The sequence below is a fragment of the Pararhodobacter zhoushanensis genome (assembly GCF_003990445.1).
Classification (GTDB): Bacteria; Pseudomonadota; Alphaproteobacteria; order Rhodobacterales; family Rhodobacteraceae; genus Pararhodobacter; species Pararhodobacter zhoushanensis.
In genome coordinates this window covers 49,937-69,624 of sequence record NZ_REEZ01000012.1, presented here as the reverse complement: position 1 = coordinate 69,624, position 19,688 = coordinate 49,937, and the positions used below count along the sequence as shown (strand labels likewise).

At 62.5% G+C, this 19,688-nt stretch carries 18 protein-coding genes and 1 pseudogene; 5 read left to right on the top strand and 14 right to left on the bottom strand.

The window, feature by feature from the left end:
- Nucleotides 1-103 precede the first annotated feature (103 nt).
- The 3 genes and pseudogenes from EAE28_RS19810 (at nt 104) to EAE28_RS19800 (ending at nt 1,863) form a co-directional block, all read left to right on the top strand.
- Nucleotides 104-1,465 (top strand): IS110 family RNA-guided transposase, encoded by a 1,362-nt coding sequence (locus tag EAE28_RS19810; protein WP_127109518.1) that lies wholly within the window; start codon nt 104-106, stop codon nt 1,463-1,465.
- Nucleotides 1,466-1,597: pseudogene (locus EAE28_RS19805) on the top strand (IS3 family transposase); the annotation flags it as partial.
- Entirely contained in the window at nt 1,597-1,863 is a 267-nt protein-coding gene (locus EAE28_RS19800) for a rhodanese-like domain-containing protein (protein WP_246022493.1), read from the top strand. The pseudogene EAE28_RS19805 and the gene EAE28_RS19800, both read left to right, overlap by 1 nt.
- A 2-nt stretch (nt 1,864-1,865) precedes the next feature.
- On the opposite strand, the gene EAE28_RS19795 is transcribed toward EAE28_RS19800, so the two are convergent.
- The 10 genes from EAE28_RS19795 to EAE28_RS19750 all read right to left on the bottom strand — a co-directional run bounded on the left by EAE28_RS19795 (nt 1,866) and on the right by EAE28_RS19750 (nt 15,263).
- A complete protein-coding gene (locus EAE28_RS19795; RefSeq protein ID WP_127109514.1) occupies nt 1,866-2,387 on the bottom strand; it encodes a DUF2478 domain-containing protein in 522 nt (173 codons plus the stop codon).
- Nucleotides 2,388-2,398: 11 nt separating this feature from the next.
- Nucleotides 2,399-3,679: a molybdopterin molybdotransferase MoeA gene (locus EAE28_RS19790; RefSeq protein ID WP_127109512.1), complete on the bottom strand. Its 1,281-nt coding sequence runs from the start codon at nt 3,677-3,679 to the stop codon at nt 2,399-2,401.
- Between the two features lie 185 nt (nt 3,680-3,864).
- Nucleotides 3,865-4,308, bottom strand: coding sequence for a carbonic anhydrase (locus EAE28_RS19785; RefSeq protein ID WP_220443969.1), 444 nt, complete (start codon nt 4,306-4,308; stop codon nt 3,865-3,867).
- Nucleotides 4,298-4,867 (bottom strand): hemerythrin domain-containing protein, encoded by a 570-nt coding sequence (locus tag EAE28_RS19780; protein ID WP_127109510.1) that lies wholly within the window; start codon nt 4,865-4,867, stop codon nt 4,298-4,300. The genes EAE28_RS19785 and EAE28_RS19780 overlap by 11 nt, the downstream gene beginning before the upstream one ends.
- Before the next feature lie 20 nt (nt 4,868-4,887).
- Nucleotides 4,888-5,652 (bottom strand): peptidylprolyl isomerase, encoded by a 765-nt coding sequence (locus EAE28_RS19775; protein WP_331000332.1) that lies wholly within the window; start codon nt 5,650-5,652, stop codon nt 4,888-4,890.
- 35 nt (nt 5,653-5,687) lie between these two features.
- Entirely contained in the window at nt 5,688-6,473 is a 786-nt protein-coding gene (gene narI / locus EAE28_RS19770) for a respiratory nitrate reductase subunit gamma (protein ID WP_072244846.1), read from the bottom strand.
- 1 nt (nt 6,474) lies between these two features.
- Nucleotides 6,475-7,191 (bottom strand): nitrate reductase molybdenum cofactor assembly chaperone, encoded by a 717-nt coding sequence (gene narJ, locus EAE28_RS19765; protein WP_127109620.1) that lies wholly within the window; start codon nt 7,189-7,191, stop codon nt 6,475-6,477.
- Between the two features lie 2 nt (nt 7,192-7,193).
- A complete protein-coding gene (gene narH, locus EAE28_RS19760; RefSeq protein ID WP_127109508.1) occupies nt 7,194-8,720 on the bottom strand; it encodes a nitrate reductase subunit beta in 1,527 nt (508 codons plus the stop codon).
- Entirely contained in the window at nt 8,717-12,475 is a 3,759-nt protein-coding gene (locus EAE28_RS19755) for a nitrate reductase subunit alpha (RefSeq protein WP_127109506.1), read from the bottom strand. The genes narH and EAE28_RS19755 overlap by 4 nt, the downstream gene beginning before the upstream one ends.
- Nucleotides 12,476-12,539: 64 nt before the next feature.
- Nucleotides 12,540-15,263 (bottom strand): nitrate/nitrite transporter, encoded by a 2,724-nt coding sequence (locus EAE28_RS19750; RefSeq protein ID WP_127109504.1) that lies wholly within the window; start codon nt 15,261-15,263, stop codon nt 12,540-12,542.
- Nucleotides 15,264-15,519: 256 nt separating this feature from the next.
- Between EAE28_RS19750 and EAE28_RS19745 the strand changes: the two genes are divergently transcribed.
- Both EAE28_RS19745 and EAE28_RS19740 read left to right on the top strand, forming a co-directional pair.
- On the top strand, nt 15,520-16,218 hold the full coding sequence (locus tag EAE28_RS19745; RefSeq protein ID WP_127109502.1) for a helix-turn-helix domain-containing protein: 699 nt from the start codon (nt 15,520-15,522) through the stop codon (nt 16,216-16,218).
- 11 nt (nt 16,219-16,229) lie between these two features.
- Nucleotides 16,230-16,541 carry a carboxymuconolactone decarboxylase family protein gene (locus tag EAE28_RS19740; protein WP_127109501.1) on the top strand — a complete coding sequence of 104 codons (312 nt, stop codon included), beginning with the start codon at nt 16,230-16,232 and terminating at the stop codon, nt 16,539-16,541.
- A gap of 3 nt (nt 16,542-16,544) precedes the next feature.
- Here the strand turns inward: EAE28_RS19740 and EAE28_RS19735 are convergent, their stop codons facing one another.
- From EAE28_RS19735 to EAE28_RS19720, 4 genes are read right to left on the bottom strand one after another with little or no spacing between them, the layout of a single operon-like run.
- On the bottom strand, nt 16,545-17,210 hold the full coding sequence (locus EAE28_RS19735) for an NnrU family protein (protein WP_127109499.1): 666 nt from the start codon (nt 17,208-17,210) through the stop codon (nt 16,545-16,547).
- A gap of 11 nt (nt 17,211-17,221) precedes the next feature.
- On the bottom strand, nt 17,222-18,427 hold the full coding sequence (locus tag EAE28_RS19730; RefSeq protein ID WP_127109497.1) for an NnrS family protein: 1,206 nt from the start codon (nt 18,425-18,427) through the stop codon (nt 17,222-17,224).
- Nucleotides 18,424-19,131, bottom strand: a complete 708-nt coding sequence (locus EAE28_RS19725; protein WP_246022491.1) for a 5-formyltetrahydrofolate cyclo-ligase — start codon at nt 19,129-19,131, stop codon at nt 18,424-18,426. The genes EAE28_RS19730 and EAE28_RS19725 overlap by 4 nt, the downstream gene beginning before the upstream one ends.
- A complete protein-coding gene (locus tag EAE28_RS19720) occupies nt 19,128-19,613 on the bottom strand; it encodes a hemerythrin domain-containing protein (RefSeq protein WP_127109495.1) in 486 nt (161 codons plus the stop codon). The genes EAE28_RS19725 and EAE28_RS19720 overlap by 4 nt, the downstream gene beginning before the upstream one ends.
- Nucleotides 19,614-19,688: the final 75 nt, after the last annotated feature.

The window sequence follows — 19,688 nt, the reverse complement described above, 5'->3', positions numbered from 1 at the left end:
GATGCGCACTTGAGAGTGGTGACGCCGACATTGCGGCGATCCCGGTTAGGAAGATGACGAACTTGCATGGCTCACGCCCTTCGCCCTGAACGGAGGAGAAGTCATGTACAAGTCCAAGCCCGGCGGCCATCCGGACCTGAAGATGGTCAACCCCAATGCGGCCGCGATCGACATCGGCTCGACGATGCACATGGCTGCGGTGAACCCGTCCACCTGTGAGATGCCGGTGCGCGCCTTCGGCACGTTCACTCAGGATCTGCACGACCTCGCCGACTGGTTCCGGTATTGCGGCGTCACCAGCGTGGCCATGGAGTCCACCGGGGTGTACTGGATACCGGCATTCGAGATCCTCGAGGCCCGGGGCTTCGAGGTGATCCTGGTGAACGCCCGCTATGCCAAGAACGTGCCCGGCCGCAAAACCGATGTCAGTGATGCCGGATGGCTGCGGCAGCTGCATTCCTATGGCCTGCTACGCGGCAGCTTCCGCCCCGCCGCGGAGATTGCGACGTTGCGTGCATACATGCGCCAGCGTGAGCGGTTGACCGAGTATGCGGCGGCACATATCCAACATATGCAAAAGGCCCTGATGGAGATGAACCTACAACTCCATCACGTAGTCTCCGACATCACCGGTGCGACCGGCATGAAGATCATCCGCGCCATTGTTGCGGGTGAGCGCGATCCGGACATACTGGCCGAATGCCGTGATGTACGGTGCAAATCTTCGCCGGAGACGATCCGGGCCGCACTCGTGGGCAACGACCGTGCGGAACACATCTTCGCTCTCGCGCAGTCGCTCGACCTTTACGACTTCTACAAAGCCAAGACCGCGGAATGCGACCAGCGGCTGGAAGAGGCTGTCGCAGTCCTGTCCGTCAAAGGCGGGAAGGATCTGCTGCCGTTGCCGAAGGCCCGCATCAAAGGCAGGCAGGCCAACGCACCAGCCTTCGACGTGCGGGCAGCGCTCTACGGGGTGTTGGGAACCGACCTAACCCAGATCCACGGCCTTGGCCCTTCGTTGGCACTGAAGCTGGTGGCTGAGTGCGGAACAGATCTACGCGCCTGGAAGACGGCGAAGCACTTCACCTCTTGGCTTTGTCTGGCGCCGGGCAACAAGATCTCCGGCGGCAAGCTCCTGTCATCGAAGACGCGGCGATCATCAAGTCGGGCAGCAGCCCTGTTGCGACTGGCCGCCACAACCATCGGTCGCAGCGACACCGCACTGGGGGCCTTTTACCGGCGCCTCTCGGCGCGGATTGGGAAGCAAAAGGCGGTGACGGCCACCGCTCGCAAGATCGCCGTCTTGTTCTACAACGCCATCCGGTACGGTATGACCTATCAGGATCAGGGCGCGGCAGCATACGACGAGAGGCACCGGCAGCGCGTTCTCGCCAACCTCCAGCGCCGCGCCAAGACATTGGGTTATGCCTTGGCACCCGTTCCACCTGATCCGGCTGTTTCTTAGGAAAGCCACCAAGTTCTTCGCGAGCCAAAAGCCATGAGGTTTCGGTTCGTCGAAGAACAGCGTGGGGTCTTCCCAATTGAGCGATTGTGTCAGGTCATGAACGTCAGCCCCCGCGGATTGCGGACGACTCGGTGACCGTGCTGGATGTCCGCCCTGCAGATGAATACGCAGCCGGGCACATTCCCGGCGCGCTGAATGCGACGCTGTCGGAAATCGACGGGGTAGTTTCAATGTTCGATTCAACCGCTGAAATCGTGGCGTATTGCAGGGGCCCTCACTGCGTCTACGCCCACCAAGCGGTAGCCGCTCTGCGAAGACACGGCTTAAATGCGCGACGCCTCGACGGTGGTCTGCCGGAATGGCGCGAGGACGGACGGAAAATCGCGAGCGTCAGCTGAGATCAAATCATTGCATCTGCGGTCTTTGCCACACCCTCCACCCACGCCATCAGCGCAGCCCGTTCAGGCGGCAGCTGGATGGCCAACCCTTCCGCAAAACTCTCGAAGGCCGACCGGTTGAGCGCATTTAGGCCAACAAGAACGGGGATATCCATCGCGACCGCCTCGGCGATGACATCACGAAACCCGCGCCCTTCGGCCTCGTGTTTGCCAAACTTGTTGACGATCAAAAGGTCCGCGCCGGATGACAGGCCAGTCGCGACCAGTCCGACCGCTGTTTCCAGCGCGGCTGGATCGAGGCGACACCCCCGCGCCTGCGGGCCCAGATCCTGACTGATGCGTAAAATTGCACCATCGGGCAACACCCGAACATCCATGTCGCAAGGGCCTGAATCGGTGCGCTCGCTGTTAATCTGAACGGTCCCGCAACATCTGAGGCCCCGGGCCGCGAGGTCCGTTGCAAGCCGTTCAAGCACCAAATCCGTATCGCCGCGCCCCGGCGCCATTGTGTAGGCAAGTTTCATCTCTGGTCTCCTCAAGATTGGCAGAAGGGTTGGAATTCGACCAGCGCACCGGCAGACAGGTTGTCGGCATCGGCGGGCAGAAACATCAGCCCGTCCGCCAGGGGCAGCAGCCCGACACGTGCTGAATGTGTGGCATCCTCGAAATGGGCGATCTCGCGGCCGTGCGGGTCGAAGCCAGCCAAGGTCGCGGGTCTGAGCTCGCAGCGCCCGGGCTTGCGGCGGATTTCAGTCGCGGTCACGACGTGCCGTCGGGTCGGGGCACCAGTCGCCTCGCCGGTCAGTGAACGGATCAGCGCCGTGCCAAAGACCTGAAACGTAACAAAAGCTGAAACCGGATTGCCAGGCAATCCAAGCCAGTGCGCCTTTCCGATGCGCCCGAGCGTCACTGGCTTGCCCGGTTTGATCGCCACGCCACTGAACAGGGTCTCGCCGCCAAGTGCCATGACGGCGGGTTTCACATGATCCTCTTCGCCCACCGAGATGCCGCCCGTGGTAATGACGAGGTCGGCTTGCGCCGCCATTTCACCCAGTTGATGGACCAGCCCCGAAAGATTGTCTGCACCATGGGCCGAGGCGACGATTTCTATGCCTGCACGTGCAAGGCTTGCCTCGAGCATCGGTGTGTTCACGTCCCAGATCTGTGCGGCCTCGCGCGCGCCACCCGCACGCCGCACCTCGTCGCCGGTGACCAGAAGTGCCACGCGCAGCCTGCGCCGAACGCGCAGGATGCCTGCTCCAGCCGCGGCGCAGGCAGCGATCTCCCTCGGGCCGAGCCTGCGGCCCTTATCCAGAACGGTCGCGCCCTTGGCCATATCGCTGCCCGCTACACGGATGTTCAGACCCGCTACGGGACGGCGGGAGAGGTGAATGACGTCCCCGTCCCGCACGACGTCTTCCTGCATCACCACAGAATCCGCGCCCTTGGGAATGGGTGCTCCTGTGAAGATGCGGGCTGCCGAAGTCCCCTCGAGCACTGTGGCGGAGTCCTGCCCGGCAGGCATGCGTGCCACGACCCGAAGCGCCCAGGGACCGAGCCCCGTCAGGGCTGAGGTCCCGATGGCATAGCCATCCATTGCCGCGTTATCGAAGGACGGTGCCATCGAACGGCTCCGGACCGGCTGTGTGAGGATTCGGCCAAAGGCGCTGTCGAGCGACGTGGCCTCGGTTCGACCGACAGGTGTTGCATCCGCCGCAATCAGGGTAAGGGCCTCGTCAATGCTGATTAACGGATGGAGCATATCCCGGCGGTCGCAGCCGCAGCCCGGTGACGCGATGGCCTGATGGATCGTCATTGTGCAGCCTCCTGGCTATGATGGCCTGTCTGAAAGTGTCCGGGTCCAATGCTGCAATCGAGGTCGCGCAGGCGCCCGTCCTTGAGGCCGTAGATCAGGCCATGCACGCGCACGATGGCACCGCGCGCCCACGCCCGCTGCAAGATCGGCGTTTCGCAGACGCGCCGCACACCTTCGACCACATTTCATTCGGCCAGACGGTCGCGCCGCGCCTCAAGATCGGGTTCGCGCCCGAGATCGACGGCATAGGCGCGCGCCAGACGGCGGATCGGTTCCAGCCAGTGGTCGGCCAGACCATGGGGCAAATCCTCGGTCGCGGCCTTGACCCCGCCGCAGCCATAGTGGCCGCAAACGATGATCTCGCGCACCTGCAACGCCTCGACGGCGAACTCCAGGGCCGATAGCAGATTCATGTCCGAGGAATGAACGATGTTGGCGACGTTGCGATGGACGAAAACCTCGCCCGGATCGAGGCCCGCCACCACATTGGCCGGAACCCGGCTGTCCGAACAGCCGATCCAGAAAAACTCGGGTGCCTGAAGGGCGGCAAGGCGGGTGAAGTAATCCGGTTCCTCGGCGTGTCGTTGTTTCGACCACGCCTCGTTGCGGGCCAGAAGATCATTCAGCATCGGTCGTCTCCGCAAGTTCGGGCAGCCCGCGTCTTGACCGCATGTGTTTCGACAAGGTCCGCAGATCAGCGCGGGTCAGCCGGGCGCGGGCGATCGGCAGAAGGATCGCGTTTTCCGCCACGAGATGGCGGCGCACATGGCCCGCGAAGCCCGACAAGACCGCGCGCGCCTCGGCGGTCAGGTCGGCCCCGCTGTCAAGGCAACCGGCAAGCATCGCACGCACCTGAGGCAGCAGGCGCACCGCCGCGTCCTGATCCACCCTTATCCGGGCGATTGCACGCTCGATCGCGTCCTCGTCCGTGCAACGACGGGCCAGAAGCGGAAACAGATCCTCAGCCTCGTCGCGCAGATGGACGTTCAATTCCTCGTTCAGAAAGCGCAGCACAGATGTTGCCGCCTGGCGATCGAGACGGTCCGCCGTAGCCAGCCCGTCGATCACGGCGCAGATTTGCCTTTCACGCAGGTGGTCCTCGCTGATGAAATCCAGAGGATCTGAAAGCAGGCTGGGGCTTGTCGGTTTGTCACCGCATCCGCGCATTTCTGGCTCTGACGGTTGCATGGCACGTCCTTTCGCGGGTTTCAGATCGGCGCAAGGCTGGCGCCAGTGATCTTTGCGCCTTGGGCCAGAGTTTCGACGAAGTCCCGTGAGGCCCGCGCCCAGGCGGCCTTTTCCAACGCCTGTGCAATCTTCGGCCGGACAGTCTCAAAGGGCAGCACTTGCCCCGGCGCGATGGCGTTCAGGCGGATGATATGCCAGCCGTGACGCGACAAGACGGGTGCAGGGGTGATGTTGCCCTCATCAAGTTCGCGCAGCGCTGCTTCGAACTCTGGCACCGTATCGCCGGGCCCAAGCTGGCCAAGGTGACCGCCCGATGCTTTGGAATCGCAATCACTTTCACGGGCGACCGCGGCGAAGCCCTTGGCGTCACCGTCGAGTTTCGACAGCAGATGTGTTGCCCGCGCTTGCGCGGCTGCGCGCTCTTCTTCGTCGCGCGGATCGCATGCGCAAAGGATGTGTGACACGTCCCACAGCGGGGGCGAGCGGTAACGGTCGGGGGCTTTAGCCCATTCGGCACGCACCGCGTCCTCGGTCACCGGGGCGATGGTTAGTGCCTCGTCCAGAAGCGCGCGGATCAGCGCCTCTTCCTCGGTCTCGAAGCGCCCCGGTGCCACCTCAAGAGGATCAGACACCAGCCCGCGCGCGCGGGCCTCTTGCAGCAGCAAGGCGCGGATCGTCAGGGCTTGCGCCGCCTTGCGCCAGGCGATGCCGGGCTTGTCCTTGGGGGCCGTGTGGTTCTGGGCCTCGGCGGCAATGGCCGCCGAGGGGATGGTCTCATTATTCACTACAACATCTGGAAACAGAGCAATATTCATCATGGTCACTCCGCAGGTGTGGTGATTTTGGGGCCGGTTTTGCCCTGTCGCTTGTCAAAGGCGCGGCGGCGGTCTTCAAGCGAACGGGTCCGGCGCGAGCGCACGATCTGGTAGCCCGGCCGCGTCAGCAGGTAGCGGAAAGGCGCTGCAAAACCCGACCAAATATGCACAAGTCGGGTGAAGGGGAAGAGCGCCGTGATGATCAGGCCAAGGAAGATATGCAGCTTGTAAAGCCAATGCACGTCAACCACCGTCACCCAGGCATTGATGTTCCATGTCACAACGCTTTGCGACCAAGTCATGAAGCGGACCATTTCCGACCCATCCATGTGCTGAAGCGTCTGGGTAATCGTCAGCAGACCGATAGCCAGCTGGAGCCAGATCAGGACCATGATCAGGATGTCAGGCACCGTCGAGGTAACGCGGATACGTGGGTCAACGAGGCGGCGGTGAAGAAGCATCGTCGAGCCGATCAGCGCAGCGATGCCCGCAGGCCCGCCGATCAAGACCGCCATCCACTGCTTCAACCCATAGGGAATGCCGATGGCATCCAGCACCCAGATGGGCGTGAACAGACCAACGAGGTGACCGAAGAATACCGTCAGGATACCGACATGAAAAAGGATCGAGCCCCAGATCAACTGTTTGCGACGCAGAAGCTGGCTCGAAGAGCTTTTCCAAGTGAAAGGATCACGTTCATACCGCGCGATCGAGCCCACCAGAAAGATCGTCAGCGCGACATAGGGCATGACCCCAAAAAGCATGAAGTTGATATCGAAATTGGCGAACATGTCATGCGCTCCTGTTCAGGTTGGTAGGTGCGGAGGCTTTGAGAGCCGGTTTGTCCATCAGGGCCAGCATGTCGCGGACCTGCGGGCAGCCGGCGTTGGGGTCGGGGCCGAAGGTGACCTCGGTTTCCTCCCAGACGGCATCGAGGGCGGTCAGGTCGGTGGGATCGTCATCGGGCTGGGCCAGCATCTCAGCCACGGCATCCGTATCGGCTTGCGCACCGGCAAGTTGGGAAAGAGCGGCGAACGCGGCGGCATATCCACTCTCGCGTCGGACAAGCCGGGCTGCCAGAGCGTCAAGGATATGGGCCGCGTCCGCCAAGGTTTCCTGCGCTTCGGCAAAGGGACGCGTCGACAGGAATTCCAGCAGCACCGGCAGGTGGTCGGGCAGTTCCGTGGTGGCGGGCTCAAACCCACCCTCCCGGTAGGTTTCGATCAGGCTGACCATCGCGCCGCCCCGATCCCGGCTTTCGCCGTGGACATGCTCGAAGAGGTTGAGCGACAGCGTGCGCGAGCGGTCGAAGAGCATGACATAGCTCTCCTGAACATCGAACAGGTCGCCCTGCCCGACGTCACCCGCCAGCTTTTGAAGGGCCTTTCGCGTGTCCGGCGCGATGCGGGGATCAGCGCCAAGCACCGCCCCGATCTCGAGCATGGCGTCTTGCAGGTCAACGCTCGGATAGCTGAGTGTCAGCGACAGCGCCTTGAGGGTACGATCCATCATCAGAATGACTCCAGCGGCAGGGCAAAGGACTTCTTCTTGCCGCCGAACAGGCTGGTCTTGCCCGTCTCGCCGGTGGAACAACCGTTGCCGTCGGTGAACCCGCAGCCGCCGCGGATCTCGGCGCCTTCCTCGTTCTGCTCGCGGTGCGCCGTGGGGATCGCGAAACGGTCCTCGTAATCCGCGATGGCCATGATCTTGTACATATCCTCGATCATGCGGCCCGACATGCCGACGCGGGCGGCGATGCCTTCGTCGCGAACCCCATCGACCGTCAGCGCGCGCATATAAAGCCGCATGGCCGACATCCGTTCCAGCGCATGAACGATGGGCTCCTCGTCACCGGCCGTGAGCATGTTGGCCAGATACTTGACCGGAATGCGCAAGCTGCGCACGTCGGGCATCTGGTCGCTCATCGCGATCTGCCCGGCCTCGGCCGCGTTCTGGATCGGGGAGAGCGGCGGGATGTACCAGACCATCGGCAGCGTCCGGTATTCGGGGTGCAGCGGGAAGGCGACCTTCCAGTCCATCGCCATCTTCCAGATCGGGCTGACCTTGGCGGCCTCGATCCAGTCCTCCGGGACGCCGTCGCGGCGGGCGGCTGCAATCACTTCGGGGTCGTTGGGATCAAGGAACACATCCAGTTGCGCGCCATAAAGATCGGTTTCACGTTCCGCGCTGGCGGCAGCTTCGATCTTGTCAGCGTCATAAAGGATCACGCCCAGATAGCGGATACGGCCGACGCAGGTTTCCGAGCAGACCGTCGGCTGGCCGGACTCAATCCGCGGATAACAGAAGGTGCATTTCTCGGATTTTCCGCTTTCCCAGTTGTAGTAGATTTTCTTGTAGGGACAGCCTGAGACGCACATCCGCCAGCCGCGGCATTTTTCCTGGTCGATCAGGACGATGCCGTCTTCCTCGCGCTTGTAGATCGCGCCTGAAGGACAAGAGGCGGAACAGGTGGGATTGAGGCAATGCTCGCACAGACGCGGCAGATACATCATGAAGGTATTCTCATACTCTCCATAAATCTCTTTCTGCACATCCTCGAAATTGTAGTCCTGCGACCGCTTCGAAAATTCACCGCCGAGGATTTCCTCCCAGTTCGGGCCTTTCTCGATCTTTTCCATCCGTTCGCCGGTGATCTTCGACCGGGGCCGGGCGGTGGGAAAGGCATTCATGTCGGGCGCGGATTTCAGGTGGTCATAGTCGAAATCGAACGGCTCATAGTAGTCGTCGATCTCGGGCATGGACGGGTTGGCGAAGATATTGGCCAGGATCCGCCACTTGGCTCCCTGTTTGGGGTGCAGTTTGCCGCTCGCCGAGCGCACCCAGCCCCCGTTCCAGCGTTTCTGGTTTTCCCAATCGGTGGGATAGCCGGTGCCGGGCTTGGTTTCGACGTTGTTGAACCACGCGTATTCAACGCCTTCGCGCGTCGTCCACACGTTCTTGCAGGTCACTGAGCAAGTGTGACACCCGATGCATTTGTCGAGGTTCAGGACCTTGCCGATTTGCGCACGAACTTTCATTCCGCTGCCTCCACTTTGTGGGTTGCGGACCGGCTTGCAGGTGTGTCGAGCCAGTCGATTTTCTTCATTTTCCGCACGATGACGAATTCATCGCGGTTGCTGCCAACGGTGCCGTAGTAGTTGAAGCCGTAGGACAGCTGCGCGTAGCCGCCGATCATGTGGGTGGGCTTGAGCGTGGCGCGGGTAACGGAATTGTGGATGCCGCCACGATTGCCGGTCTTCTCTGATCCAGGCGTGTTCACGATCTTTTCCTGAGCGTGATACATGAACAGGGTTCCCTGCTTGATCCGCTGCGACACCACGACCCGCGCCGTCAGCGCACCGTTAATGTTGTAGGCCTCGACCCAATCATTATCGACGAGACCCGCTTTCTGGGCGTCGATCTCGGACATCCAGACCACTGGCCCGCCCCGGTTCAGCGTCAGCATCAACAGGTTGTCAGTATAGGTGGAATGGATGCCCCATTTCTGGTGGGGCGTGATGAAGTTCAGCACCACATGCGGACTGCCCTCGGCCGCGTCGTTGTTGACGGCGGCTGTGATGGTCTTGAGGTCCACCGGCGGGCGGTAGCTGGCGAAACCTTCGCCAAACGCTCGCATCCACAGGTGATCCTGATAGAGTTGCTGACGACCCGTCAGCGTCCGCCAAGGGATCAGTTCGTGCACGTTGGTGTAACCCGCGTTGTAGCAGACCTCTTCGCTCTCGATGCCCGACCATGTGGGGCTGGAGATGATCTTGCGCGGTTGGGCGGCGATATCGCGGAAGCGGATCTTGGTGTGATGCGCGCCTTCCGCCAGATGGGCATGGTGGCGGCCGGTGGGCTTTTCCAGTTCCTCCCACGCCTTCACGGCCACTTCGCCGTTGGTCTCGGGCGCCAGCATCAGGATCATCTCGGCCGCGTCGATAGCCGTTTCGAGTTTCGCGTGGCCTTGGGAAACACCCTCGTCCTGCACCACGCCATTGAGGTCGCGCAGATGGCCGACCTCGACCTTGGTATCCCAGTTGATGCCCTTGCCACCGTTGCCCAGCTTTTCAAGAAGCGGACCGACCGAGGTGAACTTCTTGTACAGGTTCGGATAATCCCGCTCGACCGCGATATAGTTGGGCGCGGTCTTGCCGGGGATCAGGTCACATTCGCCTTTCTTCCAGTCCTTCACATGGGCCTGCGCCAGTTCGCCGGGGGTGTCGTGCAGCAGCGGAAGTTGGACGATGTCCGTTTCCACGCCGAGCACCTCGGGTGCCACTTCCGAGAACTTGCGGGCGATCGACTTGAAGATCTCCCAGTCCGACTTCGACTCGTAGGCCGGGTCCACCGCCGCCTGAAGCGGGTGGATGAACGGGTGCATGTCCGAGGTGTTGAGGTCGTCCTTTTCGTACCAGCTGGCGGTCGGCAGAACGATGTCGGAATAGACCGCCGTCGTGGACATGCGGAAGTCGATGCAGACCAGCAGGTCGAGCTTGCCCTTCGGCGCCTCGTCATGCCAGACGGCTTCCTTCGGCATTACGCCGCCTTCCTCGCCCAGGTCCTTGCCCATCACGCCGTGATCGGTACCCAGGAGGTGCTTGAGGAAATACTCGTGTCCTTTGCCCGAAGACCCGAGCAGGTTCGACCGCCAGACGAACAGGTTGCGCGGCCAGTTTTCCGGGGCGTCCGGATCCTGGCAGGACATTTCCAGATCGCCGGATTTCAGCTGTTCCGCGACGAAATCCTTGATCTCCTTACCCGCCGCCTTGGCCTGTTTCGACACCTCCAGCGGGTTAGTTTTCAGCTGCGGAGCGGACGGCAGCCAGCCCATGCGCTCGGCTCGGATGTTGTAGTCGATCAGGCTGATGTCCCAATCGCCCTCGGGTGCCGTGGGCGACAGGATTTCGCCCGCGCGCAGGGTCTCGTAGCGCCATTGGTCGGTGTGGGCATACCACGCGCTGGTTGAATTCATGTGCCGCGGCGGACGGTTCCAGTCCAGCGCGAAGGCCAGCGGCTGCCAGCCGGTCTGCGGGCGCAGCTTTTCCTGCCCCACGTAGTGCGACCAGCCGCCGCCCTCCTGGCCGATGCAGCCGCACATCACCAGCATGTTGATGATGCCGCGATAGTTCATGTCCATGTGGTACCAGTGGTTCAGACCGGCCCCGAGGATGACCATGGACTTGCCATGGGTCTTTTCGGCGTTGCCCGCAAATTCACGGGCGACGGCGATGATCTTCTCACGCTCGACGCCGGTGATCTTTTCGGCCCAGGCCGGGGTGTAAGGGCTGTCGTCGTCGAAGTCCTTGGATACCCACTCACCGCCCAGGCCCCGGTCGAGGCCGTAATTGGCGCAGAAGAGGTCGAACACTGTGGCAACGAGTACCTCCTTTCCGTCAGCCAGTTTCACGCGGCGCGCCGGAATGTTCCGGGTCAGCACCTCGGGGTGGTCACATTTGACGAAATCGCCCGTCGCGGCACCGCCGAAATAGGGGAAGTCGACGCCCACAACCTCGTCGTGGTCGCCATCCATAATCTGGCTCAGGCGCAGCTTGGCCTCTGCCCCTTTCGCCTGCTCTTCGAGGTTCCACTTGCCCTCTTCGCCCCAGCGGAACCCGATGGACCCGTTGGGGGCAACGATTTGGCCCGAGGCCTCATCATAGGCCACGGTCTTCCAGTCGGGATTGTTCGCCTCGCCCAGATTGCCGTCGAAATCATCGGCGCGCAGCATCCGGCCCGGCACAAGGTGGCCGTCCTTTTCATCCAGCCGCACCAGCATCGGCATGTCGGTGTACTTGCGGGCGTAGTCCTCGAAATATTCGGCCTGCCGGTCCAGATGGTATTCGCGTAAGATCACATGGCCCATGGCCATCGCCAGCGCCGCATCGGTGCCCGCCTGCGGGTTCAGCCAGATGTCGCCGAACTTGGCCGCCTCGGAATAGTCGGGGCTGACCACGGCGGACTTGGTGCCGCGATACCTCACCTCGGTATAGAAATGGGCGTCAGGCGTGCGGGTTTGCGGCACGTTCGAGCCCCAAAGCATCAGGAACCCGGCATTGTACCAGTCGGCAGATTCCGGCACGTCGGTCTGTTCGCCCCAAGTCTGGGGAGAAGCGGGGGGCAAGTCGCAGTACCAGTCGTAGAAGGACATGGCCGTGCCGCCCAGAAGCGACAGGTAGCGCGAACCGGCAGCATAGCTGACCATCGACATGGCCGGGATCGGCGAGAAGCCGAACACCCGGTCGGGCCCATAGGTTTTCGCGGTATAGGCGTTGGCGGCGGCGACGATCTCGGTCGCTTCGTCCCAACTTGCCCGAACGAAACCGCCCTTGCCGCGCGTCTTGGTATAAGAGGCCCGAAGGATCGGATCGTTCTGGATTGCGGCCCAGGCGGCCACCGGCGTCATGGTCTCGCGCATCTTGCGCCAGGCACGCATCAGGGCGCCGCGGATCAGCGGGTTCTTCACCCGGTTCGCGGAATAGAGATACCAACTGTAGGACGCCCCCCGCGCACAACCGCGCGGCTCGTGGTTGGGCAGGCCAGCCCGCGTGCGCGGATAGTCGGTCTGCTGCGTCTCCCAGGTGACGATCCCGGACTTGACGTAGATCTTCCACGAGCAAGACCCGGTGCAGTTCACCCCGTGGGTCGACCGCACGATCTTGTCGTGCCGCCAGCGGTTTCTGTAGGTGTCCTCCCAGTCGCGGTTCTCGCGGGTGGTCTGACCCCAACCGTCGGAGAATTGTTCCAGCTCTTTGCTCTGGAAGAAGTTCAGTTTGTCGAGCAGATGGCTCATTGGGCTGTCCTTTCGGGTGTCTGGGTCCGGGCGGCGACCTGCGCCGCCAGGGAATGCGGTTGGGTCATTGTGCGGGTTGTGCGGCAGCGCCTTGCGGGGCGCGGCCATGTTCGATGTCGTGCAGCAGGCCGCCGGGGCGCGTGTAGACCGCCCAGGTGATGACGACGCAGATCACGTAGAAGATCAGGAAGGCCCAGAGCGCACCGACCGCGGAGCCCGTCATCGCGATGGACGTGCCGTACGCCTTGGGGATGAAGAAGGCGCCGTAAGCCGCGATGGCCGACGTGAAGGCCACGATCGCGCCGGATTCCATGGCGATTTGCCGCTTGCGTTCCTCTACGCCGAGATGCGGCATCAGGCGCGGAACTTCGCGGCTCATGATGACCGGGATCATCTGGAAGGTGGAGGCGTTACCGACACCGGTCAGGAAGAACAGCGCCATGAAGCAGGCGAAGAAGCCGATGAAGGAGCCGAGCCCGAGGAAGGTGATCACGCCGAACGTGGCCACGATCATCAGAGCGAAAGTCCAGAAGGTGACGCGCCCACCGCCGAACTTGTCGGATATCCAGCCGGTTCCGGCGCGGCTGAGCGCGCCTACCAGCGGGCCGAGGAACACATAATTCAGTGCGTTCACGTCGGGGAAGGCCAGCCTCGTCAGCAACGGGAAGCCCGCAGAATATCCGATAAAGCTGCCGAAGGTGCCCGTGTAGAGAACACACATCAGCCAGTTCTGTTTGCGGCTGAAGATCACGGCCTGATCGGCAAAGCTGGCACGCGCATCGGCGATGTCGTTCATACCCAGCCAGGCGGCGACAGTGGCCGCAACGATGAAGGGCACCCAGACAAAGCCTGCGTTCTGCATCCACAGCTGACCGCCATCGGACATGGTCACCGGCTGGCCGCCAAGTGCGCCGAACACGCCCGCCGTGATGACGATGGGCACGAGGAACTGCATGACCGAGACACCGAGGTTGCCGAGGCCCGCATTCAACGCAAGTGCATTGCCCTTTTCGGCCTTGGGGAAGAAGTAGCCGATATTGGCCATCGAGGAGGCGAAGTTGCCACCGCCGAAGCCGCAGAGCAGCGCCAGCACGAGGAAGATGAGGTAGGGCGTCTCGGGGTTCTGCACCGCATAGCCGATGCCCATGGCGGGCAAGAGCAACGACGCAGTAGAGAGTGTCGTCCAGAGCCGCCCGCCGAAGATCGGCACCATGAAGCTATAGAAGATCCTGAGCGTGGCCCCCGACAGCCCGGGCAGGGCCGCCAGCCAGAACAACTGACCAGGGGTGAAGTCGAACCCGATGGCAGGCAGGCGCGCCACAACCACCGACCAGACCATCCAGACCGAGAACGCCAGCAGCAGCGCCGGGATCGAGATCCAGAGGTTGCGGCGCGCAACGGCACGGCCCTTTTCGTCCCAGAATTGCGCGTCTTCGGGCCGCCAATCCTCCAATACGCGCGGCATGGCCGTGCGCTCTGGGTGGTGGACATCCTGCATTTCGGGCAGTTGCGGCAGCTGGTCGAGAACCTCGCCATGGGCTGCACGTTCCATTGCTCGAACAGAAAGGTGCATCCAAGTCAGCGCGATGGCGACCAATGCGAAGAGGAGCGCGAAGCACGAGGTATAGATACCAGTGAGGTCAAGAAGCGCGCCGAAGCCGATTGGCAGAACAAAGCCACCTAGGCCGCCGATCATGCCCACAAGGCCGCCGACTGCGCCAACATGGTTCGGATAGTAGACCGGGATATGCTTGAAGACCGCCGCCTTGCCGAGGCTCATGAAAAAGCCTAGGCCGAAGAGCGTGGCAATGAAGGGCCACAGACCCATCTCGGTTGAAAAGGCGATGGCGCCATCCTTGCCCCGGATGACGTAATCTGTGGGCGGATAGCTCAGCATGAACAGGAACAGCAGCGAGAAGCCGAAGGTCCAGTACATGACCTTGCGTGCGCCAAACTTATCCGACAGCACGCCGCCATAGGCGCGAAACAGCGAGGCCGACAGGCTGAACGAGGCCGCGGCCATACCCGCGAAGCGCACGTCGATTCCGTAGACGTCGATCAGGTAGTGCGGCATCCAGAGCGCCAGTGCCACGAATGCGCCGAAAACGAAGAAGTAGTAGAGCGAAAAGCGCCAGACCTGCAGGTTCTTCAGCGGTGCGAATTGCTGCGCCAGCGACGGGGCCTTCGCTCCCGTCTTGCGGCGTTCGACCAGTTCGGGGTCGTCCTTGGCCAGAAGGAAGAACAGCACGCCGATGATCGCGAGGCCCGCCGCCCAGACATAGGCCACGCCGTGCCAGCCGTAAGCGACCATGACGAAAGGCGCGACGAACTTGGTGACCGCTGCGCCAACATTGCCCGCACCGAAAATGCCAAGCGCCGTGCCCTGATGACCCGCGTCATACCAGCGGCTGACATAGGCCACGCCGATGATGAAAGACCCGCCCGCCAGGCCGATGCCAAGTGCTGCGACCAGATACATGATGTAACTATCCGCAAGCGTTAGCGCCCACGTGGCCAGTGCGGTCAGGATCATCTGACTGGAGAACACCAGCCGCCCGCCATATTTCTCGGTCCAGACGCCGAGAAACAGGCGCGTGATGGAACCGGTCAGGATCGGGGTGGCGACCAGCAGGCCGAATTGCGTGTCGTTCAGGCCAAGCTCGGCCTTGATGGCGACACCGATAATGGAAAAGATCGTCCAGACCGCGAAACAGGCGGTGAAGGCGATCGTGCTCAGGCTCAAGGCGCGTGTCTGATCGGCGCGCGAGGCTGTTGCTACGGTCTGCATGGCGGGTCTCCGGCAAGAATAACGCTGTCACCCCTGCATGGGGTTCAGTGCCAGACCTGACGCCGGATCGGTGCGCATGGTTTGATCTGGATCATAAAACTTGGAAAAGTATAACGAAATAAATGGCTTACAGAAATATGTCATTGGGCGCGCTGTGAAAGATCAAGGCTTGTTCGGCGCAGGGCAACTCATTGTTTGACAATTATCAATTGATTTGATGATATTTGTTAACCGTGGAAAGACAGAGGGAGACGACATGCCCGATTCAGAATACCGGGATATTCGAAAGCTCGATCTCTTCTCGCAAATGGCGGATGCGCATTTCACGGCCCTCATGCGGGGTGCTTACGTGCAGAATTTCCCCGCTCAGATCGAATTGATCACTGAAGGTGAGCCGAGCGATTTTCTTCACATCGTCCTTTCGGGCTCAGTCGATCTATTCTCGGCCTGGAACGGCCGGGATACCAGCATGGCGACTGTCCGCCCCATTTCGACGTTCATTCTTGCTGCGACCATCAAGGATGCGCCCTACCTGATGTCGGCCCGCACGCAGGAGAAGAGCCGGATCGCGCTGATCCCCAGTCAGGACGTGCGCGCGATCTTCGACGCCGACAGCAACTTTGCCCGTGCGATCGTCACCGAGCTGGCGCAGTGCTACCGCTCTGTGATTAAGTCGCAGAAGGACCTCAAGCTCAGAACCTCGCTGGAGCGGCTCGCGAATTACTTGCTCAGGCAACAAAAGCGCGCCGGGGGTGGGGCTGTTTTCGAGCTCGATTTCGAGAAGCGCCGCTTGGCTTCGGTGCTGGGCATGACCCCGGAAAACCTCAGCCGTGCCTTCAAGGGCCTGCAGCCCTACGGCGTGACAGTGACAGGCACTCGTATCACCATCGGGGACCAAGCAGATCTCGAGCGTTTCGCAAAACCCAACCCGCTGATTGATGACTTTACAACGTGAAGGACAGACAGATGACCAAATCCATGCCTGGCGCTGCCGGAGACCTCGCCGAAGAGTATCCTGATATCTGGAAGGCCTATGCCGCCTTGGGCAAGGCAAGTGCAGATTGTGGCCCGCTGACGCCCCGGGAAAGGCGTCTCGTGAAGCTCGCGCTTGCCATTGGCGCTGGATCCGAAGGCGCGGTGCACTCTCACACACGGCGCGCTAGATCAGAGGGGATCGAACCTGCAGCGATGACACAGGTCGCAATGCTGGCCATCGGTCCCCTCGGGTTGCCCCGCGCGGTAGCGGCCAAAACTTGGATCGAAGACATCAAGGAGTGACCGTCACGGAAGTGGGCTGACGCCGAATAGGACGGGATGCGCCCACAGGAGCGTGGCATAAAGCACGATCCCGACGCCGAGCCGCGCAACGGTTTCTCCCGATGCACGCCAAGACAGAAACGGCGCGCCTGCAATAACCACCCGCATTTTTTGCCACTCTGCCCCCATTTCGCGGCGCTTCCGGCGGTCGATCAGTCGGCCTCCCAGCAGTGCGAAGGCAGCGAAGGTGCCGAACAAGATCACATGGGCCAGATCCCCGTTCGGCACGACATGGGCCGTTGCCCAAAGCGCCAACGCCAGCAGCAGCGGGTGACGCGACCACCGCACGATGCCGGGCCGCGCAGGATCGAACCGGTCGTTGCGCGCGCCACCGAAGGAGAACGGATTTGGACGCCCTATGGACAGCGCAAGGATCAGGCAGACCGGTCCCATGACCGTCAGGGGCACATGGACCTGCCATGGCGCCCAATCCCAAAGGGTCACATGCGGCGCGCGGCCTGCCGCCACTATCAGCCATGCCAGCACCGCAAGTGACAGGGCGGAGTAGGTCAGCGTGAAGCCAGAAACGCCAAGCCGCGCCTGAAGCCAGGGCCTGAGCGGCGCCCGCACGGGCAAGGAATGCGACAGGAAAAAGACGACATAGGCGAGGTAGAACTCAAACCATCCCATGGATAAGCGCCTCAGATACGTTTGGCGGCGGGCAGGCGCAGCAAAAGCGCACCATAAAGGACGGCGAAACCGCCGAAAGCAAGGATCCAGAACAGCCCCGCCACAGTGTTCAAAAGGCCGGAGAATTCAGGCCATACCCCGCCCGCGACCCGCGCAATCACGGACAGGATCAGGGCCAGATAGATCGTGACAGTCCCTGCTCCCGCTCTCAGTTCCTGCCCGGTATGGCCAAGTGTGGCGCGAGTCATCACAGCCAGCGTCATCAAACCGATTGCGCCCGCCATCCAGAAATGCTGCGCACCCGCCATCCCGAAGGAACCCGGAGCCAAGATTTCCGCCGCCAGCGCCAAGGCCCCCAGCGGCACGAAGGCATAGCCCGCGTGCAGCACCATCACCAGCGGTTCCGCAAACGTCCGGTGCCCGGCCCAACGGGCCAATCGCACGGCGTGCAACACGCCTACCAGCGCAAGGGCCACCCCGGTCAAAGCCCCAAGCGGCCACGCGACCCACAGCACAAGCGCCAGCGCCAGCAGCACCAATGCCGCCTTGTCGAAAGGTTGCATCGGTGCGGCAGGCAGCGCGCGGCTGCGCCGTTTCACAAGCCAGTTGCGGGTGAAGGACGGCACCACACGGCCGCCGATGACGGCGATCATCAGGATGCCCGCGCCAAGGCCCAGACGCAGGCCGTAGCCTTGGGCCGCGTAAACGCCCTGTGCCGCTTCCCAGTGGAACAGGGCGTTCCCAAGGATGAAGACCCCCAGCATCGCCAGCACGATCAGGTTGCGCCAGTTCTTGCCTGCCAAGATCTCGCGCGCGATCAGGAACGCAAAGACAACTGGAAACGCCAGATCGGCCATGGCCACCAACACATCTGGCAAACCGGCTGAGACCGCAACCGCCACACGCCCCACCAGCCAAAGGCCGGCAAGCATCCCCAGCCGCCAGCCAACGATCGGCAAGCGCCCGGTCCAGTTCGGCACGGCGGTCAGGAGGAACCCCGCGACGACGGCGCCCAGATAGCCGAACAGGAATTCATGCGCGTGCCAGGAAACGGGGTCAAACGTGGTGGGTAGCATCAGGTGCCCCGACAGCATCGGCACCCAGAGCGCCATCGCCAGCACGGCCCAGACCGCTGCTCCGAAAAAGAACGGGCGGAACCCGAAGGTCAGGATCGCAGGGCCGGTCCAGGCGCGCATCTGCTCGGTCGTGGTCGTCATCTGTGTGTCCTTGGTTCGGGCCTTGCTTCTGGCCTTGTTGCCGCGACGCCGTCCTCGGTCAGGATGAGGTCGAGGGGGATGTCATGGGGTTGCGGAAAGATCGTCGGCAGACACGCTGCGGAGAGGGCGATGCCGATGGTCAGAGGGCGCGGCACCGGCGCGGCCAGCGTCCGGTCGAAATAGCCGCCGCCCCAGCCCAGCCGGAAACATGCCCCATCCCAACCGAGGCAGGGGGCGAGCATGACTTCAGGCGTCAGTTCGTCGGCCTCAGGCGGCGGCACCGGAATGTTCCAGTCACCGCGCACCAGTTTCGTCTCGGGTTTCCAGCGGCGAAACACCAGTGGCGCGGCGCGCGTCTCGACCACCGGCAAGGCGACGGTAACGCCCGCGCGGTGCAGATCGGCCAAGGCCGGGCGCAGGTCGGGTTCCCCCTTGATCGGCCAGTAGCCGGACAAGACGCAACCAGGCACCACCCCGCGGTCGCCCAGCACCCTCCCCAGATGCCCCGCGATCCTGCCTGAGACCTGCGCCCGCCCGGCTTGGCCCAGGCCCTCCCTCAGTCCGGCCAGCCGTGCCCGTTCGGCCCTGCGCCAGCGTGCAACATCGTGCGCCTGCTCGGGGTCAACACCAAGCGGGTCGAAATACGCGGGATCAACCTCTGCCGCCATGCAGGGCGGCGAGGCATATGTCCCGTCCTTGGTCATCTCGCAGACTCGAACCGGGGAAAGAGGACGCCGTTCTCCAGCGCGATGTGGTCGGCCAGTTCGTTGAGCAGCGTCGCCGTGCCGCCATAAAGCGACCGCCAGGACCCGCAGGCGTGTTCGGGCGGTGTAAGATCGCCCGTCAGCTTGCGGATCCGCGCGATGGTCTCAGCGTGATCGTCATGGTCGGCGCGCATGACCGCAATGGGGTGTTCGATGCCCGCACCGCCGCCCGCGCGCATGGCCGGGAACAGGATCATCTCTTCCTTGGTCATATGATCTTCCATCTCGCGCGCAAGCGTGGCCAGGGCACGGGCAAGACCCTTTGGGACGTCTGGATCATCGGCGTGAACCTGTTCGACGCGGCTCGCGAGAGGGATCAGCGATGCGAGGTCGACCCTGTGCATCGCGTGATAGTTGGTCAGGATGTGGTCGATGAGAGCGCCGGTTTCCTGCGGCACTGCGGCGGTGGCATCGTCGTCCATGGCACGTCCATTCTGTGGTGAGTCGTCTGAGTTAAGCGAATTGGTATTTGATTTACCGATTAAACCACAGTAATA

Coding starts and splice junctions, on each gene's coding strand:
- EAE28_RS19810 (WP_127109518.1), top strand. CDS start 104: ATGTACAAGTCCAAGCCCGGCGGCCATCCGGACCTGAAGATGGTCAAC.
- EAE28_RS19795 (WP_127109514.1), bottom strand. CDS start 2,387: ATGAAACTTGCCTACACAATGGCGCCGGGGCGCGGCGATACGGATTTG.
- EAE28_RS19790 (WP_127109512.1), bottom strand. CDS start 3,679: ATGACGATCCATCAGGCCATCGCGTCACCGGGCTGCGGCTGCGACCGC.
- EAE28_RS19785 (WP_220443969.1), bottom strand. CDS start 4,308: ATGCTGAATGATCTTCTGGCCCGCAACGAGGCGTGGTCGAAACAACGA.
- EAE28_RS19780 (WP_127109510.1), bottom strand. CDS start 4,867: ATGCAACCGTCAGAGCCAGAAATGCGCGGATGCGGTGACAAACCGACA.
- narI (WP_072244846.1), bottom strand. CDS start 6,473: ATGTTCGCCAATTTCGATATCAACTTCATGCTTTTTGGGGTCATGCCC.
- narJ (WP_127109620.1), bottom strand. CDS start 7,191: ATGGATCGTACCCTCAAGGCGCTGTCGCTGACACTCAGCTATCCGAGC.
- narH (WP_127109508.1), bottom strand. CDS start 8,720: ATGAAAGTTCGTGCGCAAATCGGCAAGGTCCTGAACCTCGACAAATGC.
- EAE28_RS19755 (WP_127109506.1), bottom strand. CDS start 12,475: ATGAGCCATCTGCTCGACAAACTGAACTTCTTCCAGAGCAAAGAGCTG.
- EAE28_RS19750 (WP_127109504.1), bottom strand. CDS start 15,263: ATGCAGACCGTAGCAACAGCCTCGCGCGCCGATCAGACACGCGCCTTG.
- EAE28_RS19745 (WP_127109502.1), top strand. CDS start 15,520: ATGCCCGATTCAGAATACCGGGATATTCGAAAGCTCGATCTCTTCTCG.
- EAE28_RS19740 (WP_127109501.1), top strand. CDS start 16,230: ATGACCAAATCCATGCCTGGCGCTGCCGGAGACCTCGCCGAAGAGTAT.
- EAE28_RS19735 (WP_127109499.1), bottom strand. CDS start 17,210: ATGGGATGGTTTGAGTTCTACCTCGCCTATGTCGTCTTTTTCCTGTCG.
- EAE28_RS19730 (WP_127109497.1), bottom strand. CDS start 18,427: ATGACGACCACGACCGAGCAGATGCGCGCCTGGACCGGCCCTGCGATC.
- EAE28_RS19725 (WP_246022491.1), bottom strand. CDS start 19,131: ATGACCAAGGACGGGACATATGCCTCGCCGCCCTGCATGGCGGCAGAG.
- EAE28_RS19720 (WP_127109495.1), bottom strand. CDS start 19,613: ATGGACGACGATGCCACCGCCGCAGTGCCGCAGGAAACCGGCGCTCTC.